Below are 9,930 nucleotides of genomic sequence, written 5' to 3'. Positions count from 1 at the left end.
GGCTTCCGTCACGTTGCTTACGTGCTGCCTGGCGTCTTTGATGGTCATGGGGACTCGTGAGATAAACAATTGGTTCTGTGTTGCCAGGGCAGTGATAGATTCTTCGGTATAAAGCGCCGCATCGGCAACAAAATATCGGCATTGTTGTGCGGCCTTTAAACACTGAATATGGTGACGGGTGACTTCTGCAAAAGCTTTCTGGTCATTCGTATTGCCACTTAAAGCCTGCATATAGACAGGGATACCGGCTTGATTTTCACAAATCAGCTCCAGTATCACCTGGTTTAATTCTGGCCGGTGGTCCCGGCTGTAACCTTTAACCAGTTCAATGCGTTTAGTCTCGCTATCTTGTTCATCAACAGCGTATTCACCATCGACATGAAAACTGGTGATATCCAGGTGCACAGCGTTACTGGCTAACCCCAGCGTGTCGACCACTCGCTCAGCCATGACTTGATATAGCGACGACACGTCTGCTTCATAGAGGGCATCAAGACACCGACCAAGTACATCATCATTCAGGTGCTTGGCCTGTACACCCGGACCAATCAGGCGTTCAGTGGGTTTGTCAGCGAAAAAATCTGCAAACATGTGTAGGGTGCGGCTGTGAAAACCCAAACCATTGAGAAGCATGGCGACAAAGGCTTCTCCATGAGTCACCTTATGCTCATTGTTTTTTGGGATAACCGCGTCAATCATCTTAGCGATACCAAGCTCCCGACACATACCGGATACTAAACCAAGATGGTCCATGCGTTTGATAGTTAACCCTGATAGGGAGGAAGTAGAAATAGCCATTTTGCTGCACCCAAAGATGAGTAATAGATCAAAATGGGGGATCGGTGTCAAGAAAAATAAATCAGTTAATTAGGTGCGGAATGACGGCTGTAGAGCATTGCGCTGGCGTTTGCGCCCGTGGCGGTTTGACTAAATAGCCAGTTTTTTCTGCCTATCACGAACGGTTTAATCGCGCGCTCAGCGCGATTATTATCAATCTTTAGTTGGCCGTCGAGTGTATAACGTACAAGCTTTTCCCATTGGTTCAAGCAGTATTGTATCGCTTCGCCTAATTTGGTTTTCGGTAACACTTGTTGAACTGATTTCATTAGCCATGCGTGAAGCTGATTGAGCAACGGTAGGCTCTTTTCTTGTCTGGTAAGGTAGCGCACTTCGACCGTTTTATCGTTTAGCTGCGTTTCGATGCGGTAGAGCTTTTGGATATGATTGAGTGCCCAATCTGCTTTTCCGCTGCCTTTCTTACCCGCACCTTTTTTGGCTTCCATGAACTTACGACGTGCATGTGCCCAGCAACCGATAAGGGTCGCTTGCGTTTGCTCGTAGCCTTGATAGCCATCCACTTGTAAGTAGCCGTTATAGCCATTAAGGAAGTCTACTGCGCATTGCCCAGCGCGACTATTGTGATAATCGTACAACACGATATTGGATGTCGCTGTATCGGGGATATTACCGCTAGGTGAATCAGCGCCACTGGCGTACAACCACATATAGCTGTTCGCTTTTTCAGACTCAACCACTTTTAGCGTGGTTTCATCCGCCGCGATAACAGGTTGCTTTAACAGGTGTTGATGAAGCTGCCCATAAAGCGGTTTAAACAGCTCAGTGCAGCGGATTATCCAGTCCGCCATCGTCTTACGGCTTAATTCGATACCATGTTGTTTGAACATAGATTCTTGGCGATAAAGCGGTAACCCATACTGATATTTGCTGGTGATGATTTGACTTAACAAGCTTGGCGTTGCGTAGCCTTTTGGAATCACGCTGTGAGGTACGGGCGCTTGTTTAATCGTGTTGCTGATACCGTCCTTTTCACAGGTACGGCACGCATATTTAGGGCGAACATGCTCAATCACTTTTACCTGAGCAGGGATAAACTGAAGCTTCTCTGACTTATCTTCACCTATGCGATGTAACTCACTGGCACAACAGTCACAGACTTTATCTTCATCGCTGATATCGTGAACAATAACTTCGCGAGGCAGGTCTTTCGGTAGCGGTTTACGTACAGGCTTTTTACGAGTGTAGCTAATCGCTTCTTCAGCTGTTTCAGTTTCAACAACCAGTTCTTCCGCTTCATTGAACAACTCACCTTGCCCAGAGTGGCCTTCGGTGCTTTTTCCGAACTGCTTGTGCTGGGCAACACGGAACTGTTCTTCTAAATAGGCAATCCGCGCGCTCTTCTCTTCAAGAAGCGCTTCAAGTTCAGCGATGCGGGATTGGTATTCTTTCTCGTTCATACCGCTATTATCCCGTATTAAGCTGCTGATTACCTTACATTATTAAGACTATTTCGTGATCGTTAATCGCTACTTATGATCACAGGTTATAAGCCGGATGCGTTGTAGTGCAACGGCTGATGCCCTATGACATCGTAGCCCGATAACAGCCATTGTAGCTGCTGTTCACTCATATGCATCTGTTTTAAGTTCGCATCGACAGGCCATTTAAAGCGATGTTTTTCGAGGCGTTTATACCAGAGTGCGAAGCCCGTTTTATCCCAATAGAGTATTTTGTCCTTATCGCGCTTTTTGTTGCAGAAGACGAACAGCGCATCGCGAAACGGATTCAGTTTCATATCCTGCTCAACCACGACAATTAAGCCATTAATCGATTTGCGGAAGTCGACGATATCCATGTACAGGTAAATGTCGGCAGGCTCTACGAACATCTTCATTCGGCCAATGCCTTCATCACAGTAGCAACCCAGTGAGGGTTAATATTGGTTGGCACGGTAAGTTGGGCATTTCCAAGTTGCAAGAGAAGTTCGCCACCCATTTCTTCAGTGTAGGATTCAACCTTCGTGACTTCACGTTTCACCTGAACAAACTTGCTGCTTGTTCGTTGAAGCCGAATATCGCGACGTCGGGTATAGTAAGTTTGAACGTTAATCTGCTGCTGACGACAAAACTCTACCGCAGTGAGTCCGCTTTGCTTTTGCTGCTCGAATAAGTTGAGCCAGTCTTGCACTTCTCTTCGTTGATATTGCGGCATGGTCATTCTCCTTAGTAAAGAGAACACCATGCCGTAGCTAACTTATGAATTGAATGTGGGGATTACCGGACGCTCACACTGCGGGTAATCCCCATGGGCAGAAAAAACTATTTGTTCTGCTGGTCTGAACTTGGGGCTGAGCAACTGGGTATACTACAAAGCCTGATGGTGACTTGCCGCCTGCAAGGCGTCAATCCCTACCATTACCTCGTGGATGTCTTGCAACGCGTAGCACTGCATCCGGCCAAGGATGTACTCGACCTGACGCCAAGAGTCTGGAAAGAGAAATTCGCGGACAAAAAATTAACGAGCGACTTAGATAAAATGGGGTGATCCGGGTCTATATTGATCGCTTACTTATTAAAAGTATTTAAATAAGCAAAATCGCACTAGTGTGCTTGACCCTAGTAAACCAAACTTAGAGAATACGACGGTAAAAACTAAAAACTCCATTTTTTGACGAAGGAAAGATGTTTGATGGATGCTAGTAGCATGAGATTAGTAGGCGGTATCGACGCATTAGACGGTGGGATTTTAAGAGGCTGGGCAGCCGACTTAAATTCGAAAGCAAGTATTTCAATTGCTATATATTGCAACAGCAAACTTATTGGTTCAGGCATAGCGGAAACTTTAAGGCCTGATTTAAGGCAAGCGAACATTAACGACGGGCTACACGGCTTTAAACTTGAAGTTGACACTACTGCATTAGAAGACAATGCTAGTATAGAAATACGAGAACTTGAGTCTGATGCACCTGTAGAAACCAACGAGTTTAACATAGGTATTTTGGAACCTTCGTTTTGGGCAGAAGCGCAAAATGTTATCGGAAATCAGTTCCTTTTCGCTGTCTCATCTAATGCGCCATTACAAGAAAAAACGTTAGAAATTTCTTGCGACGGCGAAGTTGTTTGCGAACATACTATTAATTCGCAAAATAAAAGCATGCAAGACCACGTTTGGCTACCCGCCAAAATACTTGATAACCAAAATCATTTACTTGAAATTTCTATTAAAGGCGTGGCACAAAAACTCGGCGGTGCGTACTTTACGCTTAAGCCCATTCTAACTCCGTGGATGTACTTAAAAGAAAGCCATAAAAAGCCTGGCTTTATGAGCTTACCTAGGCAAGCCGACAGCCGCTACGAGTCTCTCAATTACCAGCTAGAGAGCATTGTAAATAATGCATCTAAAGTAGACATGAAATCGGTAATGACTGCCCACCAAGTTATGGTTGAAGGTTACGAGGGCAGAAAAAAATTCCTCGCATTTTCGTTACCCAAATACGACAAGCCTGAAGTATCTATTATCGTGCCGGCATACAACAAGTTTGAGCTTACTTATCATTGCATAGCATCTGTGTTACTAGCTTATAACAAAACCAGTTACGAAGTGATATTAGCCGACGATTGTTCAACAGACGACACAGCCAACGCTGAAGACATTATCGAAAATGTAGTTATTTCTAGAAACCCTGAAAACTTGCGCTTTTTAAGAAGCTGTAACCGAGCGACTGAATTGGCTAAGGGCAACTACATCATATTCTTAAACAACGACACTGAAGTGTCTTCGTTTTGGATTGACGAGCTTATTGAAAAGCACAATGAAGATAAAGCGGTTGGACTAACAGGCTCTAAACTTCTTAACCTCGACGGCTCTATGCAAGAAGCTGGCGGTATTGTATGGGGTAACGGGCAACCGTGGAATGTGGGCCGCGACGCGAACCCGCTTCAGCCAGAATTTAACTATGCCCGTGAAGTCGATTACGTTTCTGGCGCAGCTATGTGTATTCCCAAAACAGTATGGGAAGAAGTTGGCCGCTTTAGTGAAGAACTCGTGCCATGTTATTACGAAGATACCGATTTGGCCTTTAAAGTGCGCGATGCCGGTTATAAAACCGTGTATGTGCCTACCTCTGAGGTAGTGCACTTTGAGGGGCAAAGCCACGGTACAGACGTAACCAAAGGCTTAAAACGCTATCAAGTTGTTAATGAGAAAACCTTCCGCAACAAATGGTTTAAGGCCTTCAAACATAATGGCAAAGCAAGCCTAGAAAATTTAAAAATTGAAAAAGACCGCAACATAGACCAACGAATCCTTGTAATAGACTACGCAAGCCCGCAACCGAATAAAGACGCGGGAAGTTATGCGGCCATTCAAGAAATTAAGTTAATGCTAGCGCTTGGTTTTAAAGTAACGTTTGTTCCTGAAAACTTGGCACACTTTGGTAAGTATACAACGTCGCTTCAGAAAATGGGCGTAGAGGTGCTATACGCACCGTTTTATACCTCAATGGATGATGTACTTGAGCGTCGGCTAGATGAAATGGACGCAGTGTATATAACTCGCTACTACGTTGCAGAGGCTTATTTACCTAAGATTAAAGCGAAAAATAAAAAGGTAATATTTAACAACGCAGATCTTCATTTTCTAAGAGAAATGCGTGCTGCTCTGCAAGGTGGAAAAGATGAAGAAAGACTTACTGATGCACTGGAAACACGTGTACGTGAATTACGCGTATGCAATAGTGTAGACGCTATACTTACTTACAACGCCACTGAGCATGCCGTTATTACAAGCCATATATTAGAAGCGGATAAACTGCATATAACACCTTGGGTTTTAGAGCCCAAAACACCCGGCCCAGAATTTAACAAACGCGATGGCATTGTGTTTTTAGGCGGCTTTAACCACACCCCAAACATTGAATGCGTTGAATTTTTAGCGAAAGACATTATGCCCCTACTTGCCAAAAAGCGCCCAGATATAAAACTGTATGTGTATGGCAGCAACATGCCAGACGACATGAAGGAATTAGCATGCGATAACATAGAAATGGTAGGCTTTGCCGAACACCTAGACGATGTATTCCACAATCATAGAGTATTCGTAGCCCCACTACTGTCAGGCGCTGGTATAAAAGGTAAAGTGCTAGAGTCTATGGCATATGGCTTGCCAACAGTGCTAACCGATGTAGCCGCAGAAGGCACCGGGCTAACGCATGGTATAAGTACATGTATTGCCTTGTCTCCTCAAGAGTGGGTGAATGGTATTACTGCTCTTTATGATGACCAAAATCTGTGGAATAAATATTCCGAGAACCAATTAAGTTTAGTAGAAACAAACTTCTCTTTTGAAAATGGGTTGAAGAATTTTAGAAATATAGCCGCTTCAGTAGGGTTATTTTCTTCGAGATATATCGGATGAACTATAATTAATTGTCATGACCAAACCGCTCACAAGCACTAATAGGCCAGTTGAATGAATAAAATAAGAATAGGTACACATATTTTTGGTAAAGGCTCTCCGATAAATATGTGGTCAACTATAGTTAGCGAAGAGATAGAAAGTGATCTAGATGAAGTTAAATCATTAGGGTTTGATAATGTAGTGCTTTTAATACCTTGGTCGTGTTTCCAGACTAATATTTATAAAGCTGAATTAGATAAAGAATATCTAGCTAGGTTGAAGAAAATTTTCACAGTAGCTGATGAAAAAGAACTGAAAGTAATACTTCGAATTGGATATTTATGGGATTCAACTCCATCCAATATGTTTACTTACGAACGCTTCATGAAGCTTCCTTATGATTACGAAATAAAGAAGCAATGGTGTTGGTTTTTAAAAGCTCTGTATCAGCAGGTAAAACAATATAAATCATTTTCACTAGCGTTTATAAGCTGGGAAGATTTCTATTGGCCAATATATAGGCATTATCCCAATGTAAAAAATGACCATGATTTACTACCATTTTTACAAGGAAGCGGTTTTCTTGAATACATTAATGAATTAAAAGTGCTATCTCTATTAGGTGACATTAATTTAGATACAAGCGACTATAAAAATCTATTGAGTAGTGATTCTGGTCTTTATTCATTTTTTACACATTATTACGACAACGTAATAATGAGAAAAATATTAGATATGTCGGCCATGTCATTTCCAAATGTAGAATATGAATACCGCGTTGACCCTGAATGGATTAAGGATGGGAAGACAATCTCATACCACAACTGGAATACTAATTTTTATAAATCCACACTACCAGTAATTTACTACCATTCAAATATAGGTACTAAGCCATCTAATGTAATGAATACAACTCAGGCAAACTATCATTTAAAAAGTTTATTAGAGCGTTACGCCCCGATGAGACGCTTGGGTCAAAAGTTACCATTTATTGACCAACTAAACTTTTTTGACGATACATATGCAAATTGGGGAAGTATCGATGTAGAGCATGATGACGAGTATGCAGAAAAAGTTTTCGAGACTTTAAGTAAATTCAGTTCAGGATATGCCATTTGGGGCCTACGAGACTGGAGAAAAAATATAGCCCACAACCCTGTTTTTGAAAGGTATGACGAGGGTTGGGTAATCGATGGGAGCTATTCCTGTGATAAAAATAAGTTAATTCTAAAATCTCAGTGCAAAATTTCACAGGCAATTCCACACTTGGCTTTAGATGAAGGAGAAAGGTTTGTTTTTATTGAAGGTTTCAGTAATAGTAGTGCCAAAGTTACTGTAAGTATAAATGAAGATTTCACTAAATCTTTTGAAATTCCTAATGGGAATTTTTCTGAAGAAATAAAAATTCCTGAAAGTGGCAGAATAAGTAATGTAGAGCTCAATTTGCAAAATGGTATGACCATTAATGAAATAAGTGTCTTTGGTCGTTCTTTTTCTCAAGGCTTTGCTGATAGCTCAGGCAATTTATATCCTATTGCAAAAAGGTTAGTCGAATTACAAAATGAGTATCTAAAAAGTTAATTTATAAAAAACTTGTATATGACTTGATTTTTATAATTGAAAATAATGGTAATTTATGACTAAGCTTATAATTCATGCAGGATTGGCTAAGACCGGTACGACATCTTTACAGTCATTTCTGCATCGAAACAAAGAAAATTTAAAAAACTCTTGTAATTTAGTTTATTCTGGTTCCTTTCTGCACGATGTAAGCGCGCATCATAAGCTAGCCATGCTAGTAAAGAGCCGAGAAGCTACAATCATCGAAGATGAGCTTTTAAAGTTAAAAAAGGAGTCCGATGGATATAAATACGCGGTTTTATCATCTGAAGAAATCTGCACTCTCAACCTTACTCAGATAGAGCTTTTGCTTAAGACAGTCAAACGTTACTTTGATGAAATCGAAGTTCTATTTACAATAAGGCCTCATTTTTCTTTATTTGTAGGCTCTTATAAACAACAGATTCGAGAAGCTTTTATTCATGCGGGGCTCTCCGATTTTTGGTTGTTAGCAAGAAAGCACGCTAGATTTTTACATTTTGAAAATTTACATCGTCAATGGACTGACATTGCGACACCTTTGAATATAAACATACACTTTATGTGTACAGAAACCTTCAAAGAGCAATATAACGGTAATATTATTCAGAATTTCTTGGCCTATGTAAATGCAGAGCAAAAACCCTCTTTGGGAAGCGAAAAAAAAGAGAACGTTTCACTTTCTTCTTATCAAGTATCATTTCTTAGAAACATGCGAATACATTTCGATTTTCTTTGGCATGACAATATAGAGTGGGACCATCGCCGATTTGTGTATTTCTGCTATCAGAACATAAGCGCTCCATTTGCTGCTCTGGGTAATATAGAAGATTCGGAGTTTGTAGCTGGGGAAATTTTAGTAGCTGAAAATTGTATGAACTATTTTGAGAACGATTGGAGTTTTGTCGCGAGTCTAACGGAAAATTATTTTCCGAGTTTTGATATGGTCGAAAATTGGTATGCTTCAAAGCTAATGAGTCTTAATTCAAAATTGAGTAGGTGTAAAGATTTAAGTTCTGAATATTTTTCAAACGTTACGGAGTCAAAGCAATTAATTGAAAAGCTATTCTATTTTTATTCGGATAATCCAGAGATTAAGAATTTAGGTCCTTCTGAACAAGTTGAGCTCTATAGGGCTAAGGAATAACTTAATTTTGATCTCGCTAACTCTGTTTTATTCCTGTTTTGATTTTGTAAGTGAGTTTTATAATGAGTGATCAAAGAAGTCTTCTATTTTTTGAAGGTTTAAAACCGTCATTCCGCACCTAATTAACTGATTTATTTTTCTTGACACCGATCCCCTATTTTGATCTATTACTCATCTTTGGGTGCAGCAAAATGGCAATTTCTACTACCTCCCTATCAGGGTTAACTATCAAACGCATGGACCATCTTGGTTTAGTATCCGGTATGTGTCGGGAGCTTGGTATCGCTAAGATGATTGACGCGGTTATCCCAAAAAACAATGAGCATAAGGTGACTCATGGAGAAGCCTTTGTCGCCATGCTTCTCAATGGTTTGGGTTTTCACAGCCGCACCCTACACATGTTTGCAGATTTTTTCGCTGACAAACCCACTGAACGCCTGATTGGTCCGGGTGTACAGGCCAAGCACCTGAATGATGATGTACTTGGTCGGTGTCTTGATGCCCTCTATGAAGCAGACGTGTCGTCGCTATATCAAGTCATGGCTGAGCGAGTGGTCGACACGCTGGGGTTAGCCAGTAACGCTGTGCACCTGGATATCACCAGTTTTCATGTCGATGGTGAATACGCTGTTGATGAACAAGATAGCGAGACTAAACGCATTGAACTGGTTAAAGGTTACAGCCGGGACCACCGGCCAGAATTAAACCAGGTGATACTGGAGCTGATTTGTGAAAATCAAGCCGGTATCCCTGTCTATATGCAGGCTTTAAGTGGCAATACGAATGACCAGAAAGCTTTTGCAGAAGTCACCCGTCACCATATTCAGTGTTTAAAGGCCGCACAACAATGCCGATATTTTGTTGCCGATGCGGCGCTTTATACCGAAGAATCTATCACTGCCCTGGCAACACAGAACCAATTGTTTATCTCACGAGTCCCCATGACCATCAAAGACGCCAGGCAGCACGTAAGCAACGTGACGGAAGCC

7 protein-coding genes and 2 pseudogenes are annotated in these 9,930 nt (G+C 41.5%); 5 read left to right on the top strand and 4 right to left on the bottom strand.

From position 1 onward, the window contains the following. The 4 genes and pseudogenes from C6Y40_RS19290 to tnpA all read right to left on the bottom strand — a co-directional run. Positions 1–798: IS1634 family transposase (locus C6Y40_RS19290; RefSeq protein ID WP_146129613.1), on the bottom strand; the 798-nt coding region annotated here is incomplete at its 3' end. 86 nt (positions 799–884) lie between these two features. Continuing rightward, positions 885–2,255 (bottom strand): annotated as a pseudogene (tnpC, locus tag C6Y40_RS19285) (IS66 family transposase); the annotation flags it as partial. 86 nt (positions 2,256–2,341) lie between these two features. Next, entirely contained in the window at positions 2,342–2,692 is a 351-nt protein-coding gene (gene tnpB, locus C6Y40_RS19280; RefSeq protein ID WP_105936036.1) for an IS66 family insertion sequence element accessory protein TnpB, read from the bottom strand. Then, positions 2,689–3,009, bottom strand: a complete 321-nt coding sequence (gene tnpA / locus C6Y40_RS19275; protein ID WP_105936035.1) for an IS66 family insertion sequence element accessory protein TnpA — start codon at positions 3,007–3,009, stop codon at positions 2,689–2,691. The genes tnpB and tnpA overlap by 4 nt, the downstream gene beginning before the upstream one ends. A gap of 78 nt (positions 3,010–3,087) precedes the next feature. On the opposite strand from tnpA, the pseudogene C6Y40_RS19270 reads away from it, so the two are divergent. From C6Y40_RS19270 to C6Y40_RS19250, 5 genes and pseudogenes are all read left to right on the top strand, one after another. After that, a pseudogene (locus C6Y40_RS19270) lies at positions 3,088–3,342 on the top strand (transposase domain-containing protein); the annotation flags it as partial. A 144-nt stretch (positions 3,343–3,486) separates the two neighbouring features. Then, the gene (locus tag C6Y40_RS19265; RefSeq protein ID WP_105936034.1) at positions 3,487–6,213 is read left to right on the top strand and encodes a glycosyltransferase; all 2,727 of its coding nucleotides are present in this window, start codon (positions 3,487–3,489) and stop codon (positions 6,211–6,213) included. 54 nt (positions 6,214–6,267) lie between these two features. Further along, a complete protein-coding gene (locus C6Y40_RS19260) occupies positions 6,268–7,776 on the top strand; it encodes a hypothetical protein (RefSeq protein ID WP_105936033.1) in 1,509 nt (502 codons plus the stop codon). Positions 7,777–7,831: 55 nt separating this feature from the next. After that, the gene (locus C6Y40_RS19255; protein ID WP_105936032.1) at positions 7,832–8,941 is read left to right on the top strand and encodes a hypothetical protein; all 1,110 of its coding nucleotides are present in this window, start codon (positions 7,832–7,834) and stop codon (positions 8,939–8,941) included. Between the two features lie 191 nt (positions 8,942–9,132). After that, positions 9,133–9,930, top strand: a 798-nt coding sequence (locus C6Y40_RS19250; RefSeq protein WP_146129531.1) for an IS1634 family transposase, incomplete at its 3' end; no start/stop codon positions are given.

It is taken from the genome of Marisediminitalea alba (assembly GCF_002993365.1).
Classification (GTDB): Bacteria; Pseudomonadota; Gammaproteobacteria; order Enterobacterales; family Alteromonadaceae; genus Alteromonas; species Alteromonas alba.
The sequence above is the reverse complement of the archived record's forward strand: the minus strand, read 5'-3'. Positions and strand labels throughout refer to the sequence as shown.

Coding starts and splice junctions, on each gene's coding strand:
- tnpB (WP_105936036.1), bottom strand. CDS start 2,692: ATGAAGATGTTCGTAGAGCCTGCCGACATTTACCTGTACATGGATATC.
- tnpA (WP_105936035.1), bottom strand. CDS start 3,009: ATGCCGCAATATCAACGAAGAGAAGTGCAAGACTGGCTCAACTTATTC.
- C6Y40_RS19265 (WP_105936034.1), top strand. CDS start 3,487: ATGGATGCTAGTAGCATGAGATTAGTAGGCGGTATCGACGCATTAGAC.
- C6Y40_RS19260 (WP_105936033.1), top strand. CDS start 6,268: ATGAATAAAATAAGAATAGGTACACATATTTTTGGTAAAGGCTCTCCG.
- C6Y40_RS19255 (WP_105936032.1), top strand. CDS start 7,832: ATGACTAAGCTTATAATTCATGCAGGATTGGCTAAGACCGGTACGACA.